This is a genomic window from Candidatus Pseudomonas phytovorans (genome assembly GCA_029202525.1).
Taxonomy (GTDB): domain Bacteria; phylum Pseudomonadota; class Gammaproteobacteria; order Pseudomonadales; family Pseudomonadaceae; genus Aquipseudomonas; species Aquipseudomonas phytovorans.
The window spans coordinates 2,958,213-2,973,463 of sequence record CP119325.1 but is presented as its reverse complement, the minus strand read 5'-3'; the positions used below and the strand labels follow the sequence as shown (position 1 = coordinate 2,973,463).

Sequence of the window (15,251 nt, the reverse complement as noted above, 5' to 3'; positions counted from 1 at the left end):
GCCATGACCCGTTTGCAAGCAGAAGCCTTTATCCCTCATCGCCCGCAGGCCGAGTCGTGGCCCAGCTGTGCGTTGACTGACCTGACCGATGTGGCGCGGGCCGGGTTTCGCGGGGGTGACAGTGCCGCCTACCTGCTGCAGCGTGGCTACCGTTTGCCTCAGCTGTTGAACCAGGCCGCGTGCCAGGACAACGGAGGCTGGATAGCGCGGTTGTCGCAGACCGAGTACCTGTTGCTGGGCAGCCTGGACGACCAAGGCGCACAGGTGGCTGCCGCAGAGGCCGAATGGGTGCAGGATGCCCAGCGCAACTACCTGCTGCCGCGCCAGGACAGCCATGCCTGGTTGCAGCTGTCAGGGGTGCACGCCAGTGCGGTGATGGCCAAGCTGTGCGGGGTGGATTTGCGTCCCGGGGCCTTCCCGGCTGGGGCGGTGGCGCAGACTTCGGTGGCACGCATCAATGTGATCGTGGTGAATGTGGGCGGTGAAGAGCGGCCGGCGTTGCAGTTGCTGTTTGATCGGGCGTCGCGCACGTACATGCAGGAAGCAATGTTGGATGCCATGGACGAATTCGATGGCGGTTTGATCGGGCTGGGTGAGTTGCTGGGTTGATAAGCAGTGCGGGCTGCGGGGTGTTCGCCGCATGATTTTCTGCGCCTGTGAGATCGAGCGCCGCGCGGGCGGCGCTCGATCTCACAGGCACTGCAAATCTCATGTCGAACCAACAAAACTGTACAGAAAATTTATTCTGTATAGATTTCTACAGTGACCTGCACTATACCTTGTACAACAGATTCATTTTGTACAGGTATTGTGCATGTCCAGCTACCTGCAATCCTTCGCCGAACGCTTTGCCACGCTTGATACGCACAACCTCGACCTGCTGAACGACCTGTACAGTGAAGACGTCGCATTCCGTGACCCACTGCACCAGCTCACCGGCCTTCCCGCGTTGCGGGCTTATTTCGCCCAGTTGTACGCCAAGGTGCCTGAGTGCCACTACCGGTTCGAGGGCACCGACGAGCTGGAGCCGGGCCAGGGCTATATTCGCTGGACGTTACACTACCGCCACCCGCAGCTGGCGCGTGGGCAACTGATCAGCCTGCAGGGCTGCAGCCACTTGCGCTGGCATGAGCGGGTGCACTTTCACCAGGACTACTTCGACGCCGGCGCGCTGCTCTACGAGCATGTGCCGGTGATGGGCAGCGCCATTCGCTGGCTCAAAGGCAGGCTGGCATGAGCCGTTGCTGGCTGACCGGAGCCAGCAGCGGAATCGGTGCGGCCCTGGCGTTGCGCTTGCTGGAACAAGGCCATCAGGTGGCGTTGGGGGCACGCCATGCAGACAAGCTGACCGCACTGGCCGAGCAGTTTCCGGGCCAGGCATTGCTGACCGTGGGCGATGTAGACCAGCCTGGGCAAGTGGCGCAGATGGCCGGGCAGATCGAGCACACCTGGGGTGCACTGGACCTGGTGATCCTTAATGCAGGCACTTGCGAATACCTGGAGCCGGGGCACTTCGACCCGGCGCTGGTTGAGCGGGTGATACGCACCAACCTGACCGGCACCAGCCTTTGCCTGGCCGCCGCCCTGCCGCTGCTACGCTGCGGCCGGCAGCCACACCTGGTGGTCATGGGCAGCTCGGTCAGCTGGTTGGCATTGCCACGCGCCGGGGCCTATGGCGCGTCCAAGGCGGCTTTGCGCTACCTGATCGAATCCCTGCGCATCGACCTGGCGGGGGAAGGCATCGATGTCACCCTGGTCAGCCCCGGTTTCGTCGATACCCCCCTGACCCGCCGCAACGACTTCCCCATGCCCCAACTGTGGAGCGCCGAACGCGCCGCCGCCCATATCATCGCGCGCCTGCCCCACCGCCCGCTGGACATCACCTTCCCCGCCGCATTCACCCTGGTGCTGCGCCTGCTAGGCGCATTGCCAGCGCGCTGGCGCCTGAAGCTGGGCCGCCATCTGGCGCGCCAACCACAGGGCTGACCCATGCGCATTGCCATCATCGGTAGCGGTATCGCCGGCCTCACCTGTGCCCACCTGCTGTCCCGTCGCCATGAGATCACAGTGTTCGAGGCAGCGGACCGCGTCGGCGGGCATACCCATACTGTCGACGTGCACTGGCAGGGCCAGCGCTACGCGGTGGATACCGGCTTCATCGTGTTCAACGACTGGACCTATCCGCATTTCATCCGCCTGCTCACGCACCTGGGCGTCGCCTGGCGGCCGACGCAAATGAGCTTTTCGGTGCACGACCCGCGCACGGGTTTCGAGTACAACGGTCACAACCTGGCCACCCTGTTCGCCCAACGACGCAACCTGCTATCGCCTGGCTTCTGGGGGATGCTGCGGGACGTGCTGCGCTTCAACCGCCAGGCCCCGGCCGACCTGCAACAGCAGCGCATCGATGGCGCCACCACCCTTGGCCAGTACCTGCATGCCCAAGGCTATGGCAGGCGCTTCATCGACCATTACATCGTGCCGATGGGCTCGGCGATCTGGTCGATGTCGCCAGCCGGAATGCTGGATTTCCCGTTGCAATTCTTCGTGCGCTTCTGCCAAAACCACGGCCTGCTTTCAGTCAACCATCGCCCGCAATGGCAGGTGATCGAGGGCGGTTCACGCGCTTACCTCGCGCCGTTGTGCCAACCCTTTGCCGAACGCATCCGGCTGAGCTGTGCGGTGCAGCAGGTCGAGCGTGATGATCGCGGCGTAGCAGTTGCCTGGGCAGGTGGCAGAGAGCGCTTCGACAAGGTGGTGTTTGCCTGTCACAGCGACCAGGCTCTGGCCATGCTGGCAACGCCCAGCGAACAGGAGCGCGCCATACTCGGTGCCATCCGCTACGCCAGCAACGATGTAGTGCTGCACACCGACACGCGCCTGCTGCCAAAGCGGCGCAAGGCCTGGGCCGCCTGGAACTATCGCCTGGGCGACAACCCGCAAGCGCCCGCCGCGCTCACCTACAACATGAACATCCTCCAGGGCCTCAACGCGCCGACCACGTTTTGCGTCAGCCTCAACCAGGCAGCCGACGTGGACCAGGCACGCATCCTCGCCCGCATCGCCTACGCCCATCCACAGTACAGCCTTGCCGCTTTGGCTGCACAGGCCCGCCAGGGCGAACTACAAGGGCCGTTGCACAGCTATTACTGCGGCGCCTATTGGGCCAACGGCTTTCATGAAGACGGCGTGCTCAGTGCGCTGCACGTCGCCCGGCATTTTGGAGAACAGTTGTGAACAGCAGCCTGTGCCAGGGCTGGGTGAGCCACCTGCGCCTGAGCCCACGACGCCATGCGTTTCGCTACCGGGTTGGCATGTTCTACCTCGACCTGAGCGAACAACAGCAACTGCTCGGACTGTGCCGCTGGCTGGGGCCATCTCGACTGGCGCCTTTGTGCTGGCGGGAAACCGACTACCTGCCGGCACTGACCCGCCAAGGCAAACCATTGGCCGAGGCAGTCCGCCTGATCGTTGGACAGGCGATGGGGCAAGCACCCCAAGGCGCCGTACACCTGCTTACCCAACCACGCTGCTGGGGGCTTTCGTTCAACCCGGTAAGTGCCTTCTTCTGCCATGACCGCCAGGGCCAGCTTGCGGCCGTGCTGCTGGAGGTCCGCAACACCCCATGGCGTGAACGCTTCCACTACGTGCTACCCGTGAACGGCGACCTGACCCGGCCATTTTCAGTGGCCAAGGCCTTCCATGTCTCGCCGTTCATGCCGCTGGACATGGAATACCGCCTGCGCTTTGCCCTCGATGCACAGCGGGTGAGCCTGCACATGGAAAACTGGCGCGCCGGACACAAGGTGTTCGAAGCCCACCTGGCGCTGCAACGCCAGCCGCTGGACCGTGCTGCTTTGCGGCGGCACATCCTGGCCTTCCCCTGGATGAGCCTGCGCACCCTCACCAGCATCTACTGGCAGGCCCTGCGCCTGCTGCTCAAGCGCACGCCCGTGCACGACCACATCGCCAGCCAGCACGACCTGGCACTCGGCCAACCCGCCCGCGAGGAGCCCGACCATGCCCGAACCGACCCTGACCGTTAGCAAATCGGCGAGCATTGCCCCGCTGCTCGGCAGCCTGGCCAGGCGCGCAGTGCTCGCGCAGTTGCGCCAACTGCGCCATGGCAACCTGCGCCTGATCAGCCATGACCAGCAGTGGACCTTTGGCGACGTTGCCAGCCCGCTGTATGCGGAAGTGGAAATCATTGACGACGCGGCCTGGGGCCTTGTCGCCGGCAATGGTTCGATTGGTGCCGGGGAAGGCTACATTCACGGTTACTGGCGCAGCCCGGATCTTGCTGCGGTCACCCGGCTGTTTGTTGCCAACCTTGATGTGCTCGATGCCATGGAGGGCGGCCTGGCACGCTTGGCGCGCCCTGCCCTGCGCCTGCTGCACCGCCTCAATCGCAACAGCCGGCGCGGGGCGCGGCGCAATATCCTGGCGCACTACGATTTGGGCAACGACCTGTTCGAGCGCCTGCTCGACCCCACCATGATGTACTCCGCCGCACAGTTCGACAGCCCCGGGCAAACCCTGGAGCAGGCCCAGACCAACAAGCTGCAACGCATCTGCCAAAAGCTCGAACTCAAGCCCCACGACCACTTGCTGGAAATCGGCAGCGGCTGGGGCGGGCTGGCCATCCACGCCGCGCTGCAACATGGCTGCCGGGTCACCACCACCACCCTGTCGGCGGCGCAGCATGCCCATACCCTGCAACGGGTCAAAGCACTGGGCCTGGAACAGCGCATCACGGTGCTGCACCAGGACTATCGCGACCTGCAAGGGCGCTTCGACAAGCTGGTGTCGATCGAGATGATCGAAGCTGTCGGCCACCGCTACCTGCCGACATACTTCCGCCAGTGCGCCTCGTTGCTAAAGGACGACGGCCTGATGCTGGTGCAAGCCATTACCATCCGCGACCAGCGCTATGCCCAGGCCAGGCGTTCGGTGGACTTTATCCAGCGGTATATTTTCCCCGGCGGCGCCTTGCCCTCGCTGAGTGTGCTGCTGGACACCGCCAGCCGGCAGACCGCGCTGAACCTGGTCCATCTGGAAGATTTCGGCCAGGACTACGCGCGCACGCTGCGCCATTGGCGCGACAACTTGCACCTGGCGCGTGCGGAGCTGATGACGCTGGGGTATGACGATACCTTTCAGCGCTTGTGGGAGTTCTACCTCTGCTATTGCCAGGGCGGTTTCGAAGAACGAACCATCGGCGTGGCGCAATTGCTCTGGGCCGGGCCGCAAGCGCGTCGGGCACCACTGCTGGCCTCTTGAGCATGGCCCGCAGCTGGCTGATCGGTAATGCGCTGTGGCTGCAGGCCGGCTGGTGGGCCTGTGTGCTGGGTGCACACCGGCCCTGGCTGTTGCTGACCGCGGCGGCTGGCCTGCTGGTACACCTGCGCCTCTGTACTCACCCTGTCAGTGAAATGCGGGTTCTGGCCTGTGTGACGATTGCCGGTTGCCTGCTCGACAGCCTGTTGGGCATGTTGGGCGTGTTCCGCTTCGCACAATGGCCCCTGCCGCTCTGGCTGGCGTTGCTGTGGCTGGTACTGGCCAGTGGGTTGCGCCATAGCCTGGCCTGGGCCGGTCGACCGCTCTGGCGCGCCGCGTTGCTGGGCATGCTGGGCGGGCCGCTGGCGTATCTGGCCGGGGCCCGTCTGGGGGGCGTCGGCCTGCCCTTGGGACCGCTTTACACCGGGTTGATCCTGGCGCCGATCTGGGCCCTCACCTTGCCGCTGGCATTGCGTTTCGCGGCCAGGCGCTGAGGCTGACCTACAACTGCACCAACCGCTCACGCAAAAAGCTGACAAAACCCTGCACCGGCCGCGCCACCTGCCTGTGCTGCGGGTACACCGCTGACAACTGCAACGCCGGCGGCGTCCACTCTTCAAGCACACTCACCAGCCGCCCATCCGCCAGCGCCTGCCCAACGATGAAGGTCGGCAGGTAGGTCACCCCCATCCCGGCAATGGCCGCATCGCGCAGCAACTCGCCGTTGTTTGCACGCATCCGCCCGGTCACCTGAATCGCCTGCGCCTTGCCGCCCTGGCGAAACTGCCACTGCACCTGTCGCGAATGCCCGTAGGGCAGGCAGTCATGCCCGGCCAGGTCCTCTGGTTTTACCGGAACTTCCCGCGTCTTCAGGTAAGCCGGACTCGCGCAATAGACACGCTCGACACTGGCAATACGCCGGGCAATCAGGCTGGAGTCCTCCAGCGCGCCGATGCGCAGCGCCAGGTCGTAGCCCTCGCCGATCAGGTCTACGGCGCGGTCACTGAGGTCCACCTCTACATCGACTTGCGGGTGCAACTGCAGGAACTCTGTCAGCAGGCAGCCCAAGTGCGACATGGCGAACGACAGCGGTGCGCTCAGCCGCAGGGTGCCGCGCAAGGCCTGGGCCTGGCCGCTGATGTCGTGCTCCACCTGCTGCACCTCACCCAGCAGGCGCAGCGCCGACTGGTAGTAGTGCTGGCCCAGCGGTGTGGCATCCAGGCGCCGGGTGGAGCGGTTGAGCAGGCGTACACCCAGGCGCTCTTCTAGCTGCATCAGCCGCCGGCTGACCGATTGCTTGGACATGCCCAGGCGGTCGGCGGCGGCGGTGAAGCTGCCGGCTTCCATGACCTGGGCAAAGATGCGCATGTCTTCGTAAGGGTTCATTGTCTCGATCTTGTTGACAGTCAAACGCTTTATAGCGGCTTTTTCCCATCACTGCATCTCCCTAATCTACACACAAGCCGCAGCGATGGCCCAGCAGGCCAGGCAAGACGCCCATTACCCACACTTGCACAGAAAAGGATTCGCTCATGAACATTGTCCACAAAACCCTCACCGCTTCCCTTCTGGCCCTGTCTGTTTCCAGCGCCTTCGCCGCTGGCAGCCCAGGCGTCGAGCAGCACACCCAGGCCTTCCTTCAAGCTCTGGAACAAGGCGGCGGCAAGCCACTGGAGCAGCTCAGCCCGAAAGACGCCCGTGCGGTGCTGACCGGCGCTCAGGCTTCGGTGAAGGTCGACCTCTCCGGTATCGAGGTGAAGGAACGCACCATTCAGGCCGACGGCCAGTCGATCAAACTGCAGGTGGTGCGCCCGGCCAATGTAAAAGGTGAGTTGCCAGTGTTCATGTTCTTCCACGGCGGCGGCTGGGTACTGGGCGACTTCCCGACCCACCAGCGGCTGATCCGCGACCTGGTGGTCGGCTCGGGTGCGGTCGCGGTCTATGTCGACTACACCCCGTCGCCGGAAGCGCACTACCCGACCGCAATCAACCAGGCCTACGCCGCGACCCGGTGGGTGGCCGAGCACGGCAAGGAAATCGGCGTGGACGGCAAGCGCCTGGCCGTGGCCGGCAACAGCGTCGGCGGCAACATGGCGGCAGTCGTGGCGCTGAAGGCCAAAGAGGCCGGCACCCCCGCCCTGCGCTTCCAGTTGCTGCTGTGGCCGGTGACCGATGCCAGCTTCGAAACTGCGTCGTACAAACAGTTTGCCGAAGGGCACTTCCTGACTACCGGGATGATGAAGTGGTTCTGGGACAGCTACACCACCGATGCCAAGGCCCGGGAGCAGATCTACGCCTCGCCGCTGCGGGCCAGCAGCGAACAGTTGAAAGGCTTGCCACCGGCGCTGGTGCAAACAGCCGAGTTCGATGTGCTGCGCGATGAGGGTGAGGCGTATGCCCGCAAGTTGAATGCAGCCGGCGTAACCGTGACCTCGGTGCGGTACAACGGGATGATTCACGACTATGGGCTGCTCAACCCGCTGAGCCAGGTGCCGGCGGTCAAAGCTGCAATGCGCCAGGCGGCTGGTGAACTGAAAGTACACCTGCAATAACCCCATCCACCCATGCGGCGGAGTGGATGCCGAGGTGCTGGGTTTGACCTACGGCCGCATGAACTGCCAGCTATGCCATAAGCAGGACCGGCCCTTTCGCGGGTGAAACCGCGAAAGGGCCATCAGCCAAACATCAGGGCTCGAACCCTTCCACAATGATCACATCGGCCTTCGCCACCCCTTGGCGATGGCTGCACGCCTCCTGATAAAGCGCGGACCGGTAACACGCCACCGCCTGCTCATACGAATCAAACTCGATCACCACGCTACGCTGAGGGGTAGGCCGCCCTTCCATCGCCTCGCTGCGCCCGCCACGGGCCAGGAAGCGGCCGCCGAACGCCTTGAAGGCAGCCGGGGCGCGCTGGGTGTACTGCTGGTATTGCTCGGGGTCGGTCACGTCCACATGGGCGATCCAGTAGGCCTTCATGCGCTCTCTCCTGTTACGGCGATATTTGTGTATGATGGTATACCATAATAATCATCCCACCACAGTGAGCGTGCAACATGGCTTTCAACACCGTCGAGGAACTGCTCGAGGACTACCGGCAAGGCAAGATGGTCCTGCTGGTGGATGACGAGGACCGCGAAAATGAAGGCGACCTGCTGATCGCCGCCGAGCGTTGCGACGCCCAGGCCATCAACTTCATGGCCCGCGAAGCACGAGGGCTGATTTGCCTGACCCTGACCGACGATCACTGCCAGCGGCTGGGCCTGGAGCAGATGGTACCGGCCAACGGCAGCGCGTTCAGCACGGCGTTCACCGTGTCGATCGAGGCGGCCACCGGCGTTACCACCGGCATTTCCGCCGCCGACCGGGCGCGTACCGTGGCGGCGGCCATGGCCGCCAATGCCCGCCCCGAAGACCTCGTGCAACCTGGCCACATCTTCCCCCTGCGCGCCCGCGAAGGCGGCGTGCTGACTCGCGCCGGCCACACCGAAGCTGGCTGCGACCTGGCGCGCCTGGCCGGCTTCAGCCCGGCTTCGGTGATCGTTGAAGTGCTCAACGACGACGGCACCATGGCCCGCCGCCCCGACCTGGAAGTATTTGCCGCCCGGCATGGCATCAAGATCGGCACCATCGCCGACCTGATCCACTACCGCCTGAGCACCGAGCAGACCATCAAGCGCATCGGCGAACGCGAACTGCCGACCGTGCATGGCACCTTCCGCCTGGTGACCTACGAAGACCGCATCGAGGGCGGCGTGCACATGGCCATGGTCATGGGCGACATCCGCCGCGAGCAGCCGACCCTGGTGCGGGTGCATGTGATCGACCCGCTGCGCGACCTGGTCGGCGCCGAGTACGCCGGCCCGGCCAACTGGACGTTGTGGGCGGCGCTGCAGAAGGTGGCCGAGGAAGGTGCTGGGGTGGTGGTGGTCCTGGCCAACCATGAGTCCTCCCAAGCTTTGCTTGAGCGCATACCACAGCTGACCCAGCCGGTAAGGCCTTACCAGCGAGGGCAGTCGAAGGTGTACTCCGAAGTCGGCACCGGGGCGCAGATTCTGCAGGATCTGGGCGTGGGCAAGCTGTGCCATCTGGGGCCACCGCTGAAATATGCGGGGCTGGCGGGGTATGAGCTGGAGGTGGTGCAGAGCATCCCCTTTGAGCCCGGGATTTTAGGTTGATATACGGTCCCAGTGGGAGCGGGCAAGCCCGCGAAGCAGACACCGCGGTGCATGGCACGGGCTCCGCCCGTGTTCGCGGGCCCGCCCGCTCCCACAGGGACCGCGCAAGCTTTTGGACCCCGTGCAAATCAATTACCCCGATTAGTAATGGGCCCCCGCCTGAACGCGGAGTGATGGCCGGTCGCCTCATACCTCTTGCGAAAAGCTTGGAATACCATAATATGATATCCCGTAGACCTTGAATTTGCAGGCCGGCACCTACAATCAAAAACGGCCACAAGACACTTTGTTTTAGCTGCTCCCCGAATACTGTTGGCGGGCGCACCAAAAGCCCCGCCTCGAATAACAAAAGCAACGAGGGCGTAACCATGCTGTTGAGCAAACGTGTAACCGCAGTGCTGTCCGCCAGCCTGCTGACCCTGGCATGTCAGGCCGCCCAGGCCGCTGACAGCCTGAACTTCGTCAGCTGGGGCGGTACCACCCAGGACGCCCAGAAAGAAGCGTGGGCCGTGCCTTTCACCAAGTCGACCGACATCAAGGTTGTCCAGGACGGCCCCACCGACTACGGCAAGCTCAAGGCCATGGTAGAAAGCGGCAACGTGCAGTGGGACGTGGTCGATGTCGAAGCCGATTTTGCCCTGCGTGCCGCCAGCGAAGGCTTGCTCGAACCCCTCGATTTCACCCAGATCAAACGCGACAAGATCGACCCGCGCTTCGTCTCCGACCATGGCGTCGGCTCGTTCTTCTTCTCCTTCGTGCTGGGCTACAACGAAGGCAAGCTCGGTGCCAACAAGCCGGTGGACTGGACCGCGCTGTTCGACACCAAGACCTACCCGGGCAAACGCGCGCTGTACAAATGGCCGAGCCCAGGCGTTCTGGAACTGGCCCTGCTGGCCGACGGTGTAGCGCCGGACAAGCTGTACCCACTGGACCTGGACCGCGCCTTCAAGAAGCTCGACACCATCAAGAAAGACATCGTCTGGTGGGGCGGTGGCGCCCAGTCGCAGCAGTTGCTGGCCTCGGGTGAAGCCTCGCTCGGCCAGTTCTGGAACGGCCGCGTCTACGCCCTGCAGCAAGACGGCGCGCCAGTGGGCGTGAGTTGGAAACAGAACCTGGTCATGGCCGACTTCCTGGTCATCCCCAAAGGCGCCAAGAACAAGGACGCGGCCATGAAGTTCCTGGCCAACGCCAGCAGCGCCGAAGGCCAGGCCGAGTTCGCCAACAAGACCGCCTACGCCCCGGTCAACGTCGACAGCGTGGCCAAGCTTGACGAAAAACTCGCGCCAAACCTGCCGACCGCCTACGCCCAGGACCAGGTCACCCTCGACTTCGCCTACTGGGCCAAAAACGGTCAGGCCATCGCGGCGCGCTGGAATGAGTGGTTGGTCAAATGAAAGTCGCCATCAACGCCCTGCATAACGCGCAAGGTGCCCCCACGGGCGCTGGCGCCCCGGGTACGGCCCCGCGCCGCGTCAGCCTGAGCCAGCGCTGGAAAGGCAGCCGCAACCTGCTGCCGGCGCTGCTGTTCCTTGGCCTGTTCTTCTTCGCCCCGCTGGTCGGCCTGTTGCTGCGCGGGGTGCTGGAGCCAACGCCGGGTCTGGGCAATTACGAGCAGCTGTTCGCCAACTCGGCCTACGCACGGGTGCTGTTCAACACCTTCTCGGTGGCCGGCGTGGTCACCCTGATCAGCGTGCTGCTGGGCTTCCCGCTGGCCTGGGCGATCACCCTGGTGCCCAAAGGCTGGGGCCGCTGGCTGCTGAACATCGTGCTGCTGTCGATGTGGACCAGCCTGCTGGCGCGCACCTACTCGTGGCTGGTGCTGCTGCAAAGCTCGGGGGTGATCAACAAGGCGTTGATGGCCATGGGCATCATCGATGCCCCGCTGGAAATGGTGCATAACCTCACCGGCGTGGTGATCGGCATGAGCTACATCATGATCCCGTTCATCGTGCTGCCGCTGCAGGCGACCATGCACGCCATCGACCCGATGGTGCTGCAGGCAGGCTCGATCTGCGGTGCCAGCCCGTGGACCAACTTCTGGAAGGTGTTCTTGCCGCTGTGCCGCTCGGGGTTGTTCTCCGGGGCGCTGATGGTGTTCGTGATGTCGCTCGGTTACTACGTCACCCCGGCGCTGCTGGGCGGGGCGCAGAACATGATGCTGCCCGAGTTCATCATTCAGCAGGTGCAGTCGTTCCTCAACTGGGGCCTGGCCAGCGCCGCCGCCGCACTGCTGGTGGCGATCACCCTGGTGCTCTTCTACCTGTACCTGAAGCTGCAGCCGGAGTCCCCGGTTGGCAACGCGAGGTAAACCGCCATGCTCCTGTCTCCCAATGCCATGGGCCGCCCGCTGCGTACGGGCCTGTACCTGACCACCGGGGTCATTGCGGCCTTTTTGCTGCTGCCAGTGGTGTTCATCGTGTTGCTGTCATTTGGCTCCTCCCAGTGGCTGGTGTTCCCGCCACCGGGCTGGACTTTCAAGTGGTACGGCCAGTTCTTCTCCAACCCGGAGTGGATGGACGCTGCGCTGGCCAGCCTTAAGGTAGCCGTGCTGACCACCGTCGCTGCCGTGTTGCTGGGCCTTCCCAGCGCCTTCGCCCTGGTGCGTGGCCGCTTCCCGGGCCGTGAGCTGCTGTATGGCCTGTTCACCATGCCAATGATCGTACCGCTGGTGATCATTGCCGTGGCGGTGTACGCGTTGTTCCTCAAGCTTGGCTACACCGGCACGCTGTTCGCTTTCGTGGTCAGCCACGTGATTGTCGCCCTGCCCTTCACCATCATCTCGATCATCAACTCGCTGAAGCTGTTCGACCAGTCGATCGAGGATGCCGCAGTGATCTGCGGTGCTTCGCGCCTGCAGGCAATCTTCAAGGTGACCTTCCCGGCGATTCGCCCCGGGATGATCGCCGGCGGCCTGTTCGCCTTCCTGGTGTCGTGGGATGAAGTGGTGCTGAGCGTGATGATGGCCAGCCCCGACCTGCAGACCCTGCCGGTGAAAATGTGGACCACCCTGCGCCAGGATCTCAGCCCGGTCATCGCCGTCGCCTCGACCCTGCTGATCGGCCTGTCGCTGCTTGTCATGTTCATTGCCGCCGCCTTGCGCCGGCGCACCGAAAACGCCTGAGCGCGGAGAAAACAACAATGAGTGCAGTGATCAAAGACAACGCGCCAGGCAAGACCCTCGTCAGCCTGCGCGGCCTGAACAAGCACTACGGCGACTTCACCGCCGTGGACAACCTGGACCTGGAAATCCAGGACGGCGAATTCCTGACCTTCCTCGGCTCCAGCGGCTCGGGAAAATCCACCACCCTGTCGATGCTGGCGGGTTTTGAAACCCCCAGCAGCGGCGAGATCCTGGTCGACGGCCAGTCGCTGGTCAACGTGCCGCCGCACAAGCGCGATATCGGCATGGTGTTCCAGCGCTATTCGCTGTTCCCGCACCTGAACGTGCGCGACAACATCGCCTTCCCGCTGGCAATCCGCAAGCTCAAAGCGGCCGAGACCAACAAGCGCGTCGATGCCATGCTCAAACTGGTACAGCTGGATAAATTCGCCCATCGCAAACCGTCGCAGATGTCCGGCGGCCAACAGCAGCGCGTAGCGATTGCCCGGGCGCTGGTGTACGAACCACGCATCCTGCTGATGGACGAACCGCTCGGCGCCCTGGACAAAAAGCTGCGCGAAGACCTGCAGGATGAACTGCGCCAGCTGCACCGCCGGCTGGGCATCACCATCGTTTACGTGACCCACGACCAGGAAGAAGCCATGCGCCTGTCCCAGCGCATTGCCATCTTCAGCCACGGCAAAATCGTCGGCCTGGGCACCGGTTACGACCTGTACCAGAACCCGCCGAATGCCTTTGTCGCCTCGTTCCTGGGCAACTCCAACTTCCTGCGGATCAAAGCCAGCAGCAATGGCGCAGGTAGCTTTGAAGGCCAGTCGGTAGCCATTCGCCTGACCCCGGGCCTGGCCGCAGCACAGGATGCACTGATCATGGTGCGCCCGGAGAAAGCCCTCGCACTGACCGCCGAACAGGCTGCGCGCGAGCCACTGCCAGCGGGCTGGAACGAAGTCAGCGCCAAGGTGGGCGAGGTGCTGTTCCTCGGTGAGAGCCAGACCTGCCATGTGGTGACTGCGGGCGGTACCGAACTGACGGTGAAGGCGCTTTCGGCTGCGGGCATGCCGATGCAGCCGGGCGACAGCGTGAAGGTGCGCTGGGCAGTGGCGGATGCGTGCATCTACACCGAATGGGCCGAGAGTGACCTGAGCAAATCCGCCGGGGCGCATTGAGTTCGCCATTCGCCGCGAAGGGAGGGCAAAAGCCCTCCCCTACGGACTGTCACATAATCATCACGCCACTGTCGTAATCTGCCGGCCAACTCTATGCCATAGGCCACCCGGCATGCCTCGCCTGCTTGTCTTGCTGCTCACCCTGTTACCACTGGCGACCTTGGCCGAGCCCGCTCACCTGCGCGTGCAAGGCTCCAACACCATCGGCGCGGCCTTGCTGCCGGCGCTTGTCCAAGGGCAACTGCGCGCACAGCACGCCACCGCCATTGCACAGCAATCCGGCAATGTTGCCAACGAAACCGTGATTACCGCGCAGGACGCGAATGGCCGGCCGGTGCGAGTCGACATTGCCGCCCACGGCTCCAGCACCGGCTTCGCCGCCCTCGGCCGTGGCGACGCCGACCTGGCAGCCGCCTCGCGACCGATCAACGACAGCGAAGTGCGCCAGTTGCGAGCCTTGGGCGACCTGCGCGCTGCCAGCGCCGAGCAAGTGATCGGCCTGGACGGTGTCGCGGTGATCGTCCACCCCGACAACCCGCTACCTGGCTTGAACACCGAGCAGCTGGCGCATATTTTTTCCGGGAAAATCCAGCGCTGGGAGCAATTGGGCATTGCTGGTGGCGCCATTCACCTGTACGCCCGCGACGACCGCTCTGGCACCTTCGAAACGTTCAAGGCGCTCGTGCTGGAGCCCCAGCATGACGACCTGTCAGCCAAAGCCCGGCGCTTCGAGTCCAGCGACGAACTGGCGTTGAAGGTGGCCACCGACCGCCAGGCCATCGGCTTCAGCAGCCTGGCGGCGGTACACGGGGCCAAGGTGCTGGCGGTAGCCGAAGGCGACGCACCGGCCATGCTGCCGGAGCGCGCGCTGGTGGCCAGCGAAGATTACCCGCTGTCACGGCGCTTGTACTTCTACTTGCCCGCCAACCCCAAGGCGCAGGCCAAGGCCCTGGCCGATTTTGCCCAGAGCCCGGCCGGCCAGGCGATCGTCGCCCGGCAGGGCTTCGTTTCGCAACAGATCCAGGCCCAGCCGGTAGCCCCCCAGGCCGACATGCCGCCGCGCTACCGCACCTTGGCCCAGCAGGCGCAGCGGCTGAGCGTGAACTTCCGCTTCCAGGAAGGCAGCGCCAGCCTCGACAACAAGGCTCTACGCGATGTGCAGCGCGTGGCCGAGTACCTGCGCCAGGCCGGCAAACTACAGAGCAAAGCAGTGCTGGTAGGGTTTGGCGACCCCAAGGAAACGCCAGGACGCGCAGCCCTGCTCTCGCGCCTGCGGGCCCAGGCAGTGCGCCGCGAGCTGGCGCGCGATGGCGTGGAATTGCTGGAGATTACCGGAATGGGCGATGAACTGCCGGTGGCGGGAAACGAGCTGGAGCAAGGGCGACTGCGTAACCGACGGGTCGAGGTGTGGGTGTATTGAAGGCCTCATCACGGCCTTGGCAAAGAAATGTAACAGCTCCCCATTCGGTATCCCCTGCAAACGGGTCTAGGCTCAAATTCATGTGATAC

Annotated in this window: 16 protein-coding genes; 14 read left to right on the top strand and 2 right to left on the bottom strand. The window is 64.1% G+C overall.

Annotated elements, in window-relative coordinates; translation table 11 throughout:
* Positions 1–3 precede the first annotated feature (3 nt).
* The 7 genes from P0Y58_13310 (at position 4) to P0Y58_13280 (ending at position 5,771) form a co-directional block, all read left to right on the top strand.
* Positions 4–609 carry a sarcosine oxidase gene (locus P0Y58_13310; GenBank protein ID WEK33114.1) on the top strand — a complete coding sequence of 202 codons (606 nt, stop codon included), beginning with the start codon at positions 4–6 and terminating at the stop codon, positions 607–609.
* A gap of 205 nt (positions 610–814) precedes the next feature.
* Complete coding sequence (locus P0Y58_13305) at positions 815–1,237, top strand: nuclear transport factor 2 family protein (protein WEK33113.1); 423 nt, start codon at positions 815–817, stop codon at positions 1,235–1,237.
* Positions 1,234–1,986, top strand: a complete 753-nt coding sequence (locus P0Y58_13300; GenBank protein ID WEK33112.1) for an SDR family NAD(P)-dependent oxidoreductase — start codon at positions 1,234–1,236, stop codon at positions 1,984–1,986. The genes P0Y58_13305 and P0Y58_13300 overlap by 4 nt, the downstream gene beginning before the upstream one ends.
* Before the next feature lie 3 nt (positions 1,987–1,989).
* Entirely contained in the window at positions 1,990–3,237 is a 1,248-nt protein-coding gene (locus P0Y58_13295) for an FAD-dependent oxidoreductase (protein WEK33111.1), read from the top strand.
* Positions 3,234–4,046, top strand: coding sequence for a DUF1365 domain-containing protein (locus tag P0Y58_13290; protein WEK33110.1), 813 nt, complete (start codon positions 3,234–3,236; stop codon positions 4,044–4,046). Before P0Y58_13295 ends, P0Y58_13290 begins: the two co-directional genes overlap by 4 nt.
* Entirely contained in the window at positions 4,021–5,280 is a 1,260-nt protein-coding gene (locus P0Y58_13285) for a cyclopropane-fatty-acyl-phospholipid synthase (GenBank protein ID WEK33109.1), read from the top strand. The genes P0Y58_13290 and P0Y58_13285 overlap by 26 nt, the downstream gene beginning before the upstream one ends.
* Positions 5,281–5,282: 2 nt before the next feature.
* Entirely contained in the window at positions 5,283–5,771 is a 489-nt protein-coding gene (locus P0Y58_13280; protein ID WEK33108.1) for a DUF2878 domain-containing protein, read from the top strand.
* 7 nt (positions 5,772–5,778) lie between these two features.
* On the opposite strand, the gene P0Y58_13275 is transcribed toward P0Y58_13280, so the two are convergent.
* Positions 5,779–6,663 carry a LysR family transcriptional regulator gene (locus P0Y58_13275; protein ID WEK33107.1) on the bottom strand — a complete coding sequence of 295 codons (885 nt, stop codon included), beginning with the start codon at positions 6,661–6,663 and terminating at the stop codon, positions 5,779–5,781.
* 146 nt (positions 6,664–6,809) lie between these two features.
* On the opposite strand from P0Y58_13275, the gene P0Y58_13270 reads away from it, so the two are divergent.
* Positions 6,810–7,829, top strand: a complete 1,020-nt coding sequence (locus P0Y58_13270) for an alpha/beta hydrolase (protein WEK33106.1) — start codon at positions 6,810–6,812, stop codon at positions 7,827–7,829.
* A 133-nt stretch (positions 7,830–7,962) separates the two neighbouring features.
* Here P0Y58_13270 and P0Y58_13265 read toward each other — a convergent pair whose 3' ends face one another.
* Positions 7,963–8,256, bottom strand: coding sequence for a DUF1330 domain-containing protein (locus tag P0Y58_13265; protein ID WEK33105.1), 294 nt, complete (start codon positions 8,254–8,256; stop codon positions 7,963–7,965).
* A gap of 77 nt (positions 8,257–8,333) precedes the next feature.
* Here P0Y58_13265 and ribBA point away from each other — a divergent pair, with 77 nt between their 5' ends.
* From ribBA to P0Y58_13235, 6 genes are all read left to right on the top strand, one after another.
* Complete coding sequence (gene ribBA, locus P0Y58_13260) at positions 8,334–9,455, top strand: bifunctional 3,4-dihydroxy-2-butanone-4-phosphate synthase/GTP cyclohydrolase II (protein WEK33104.1); 1,122 nt, start codon at positions 8,334–8,336, stop codon at positions 9,453–9,455.
* Between the two features lie 368 nt (positions 9,456–9,823).
* Positions 9,824–10,849, top strand: a complete 1,026-nt coding sequence (locus tag P0Y58_13255) for a polyamine ABC transporter substrate-binding protein (GenBank protein WEK33103.1) — start codon at positions 9,824–9,826, stop codon at positions 10,847–10,849.
* Positions 10,846–11,763 (top strand): ABC transporter permease, encoded by a 918-nt coding sequence (locus tag P0Y58_13250; protein WEK33102.1) that lies wholly within the window; start codon positions 10,846–10,848, stop codon positions 11,761–11,763. The genes P0Y58_13255 and P0Y58_13250 overlap by 4 nt, the downstream gene beginning before the upstream one ends.
* A gap of 6 nt (positions 11,764–11,769) precedes the next feature.
* A complete protein-coding gene (locus P0Y58_13245) occupies positions 11,770–12,576 on the top strand; it encodes an ABC transporter permease (protein WEK33101.1) in 807 nt (268 codons plus the stop codon).
* A gap of 17 nt (positions 12,577–12,593) precedes the next feature.
* On the top strand, positions 12,594–13,742 hold the full coding sequence (locus tag P0Y58_13240) for an ABC transporter ATP-binding protein (protein WEK33100.1): 1,149 nt from the start codon (positions 12,594–12,596) through the stop codon (positions 13,740–13,742).
* A gap of 112 nt (positions 13,743–13,854) precedes the next feature.
* On the top strand, positions 13,855–15,162 hold the full coding sequence (locus P0Y58_13235; protein WEK33099.1) for a substrate-binding domain-containing protein: 1,308 nt from the start codon (positions 13,855–13,857) through the stop codon (positions 15,160–15,162).
* Positions 15,163–15,251: the final 89 nt, after the last annotated feature.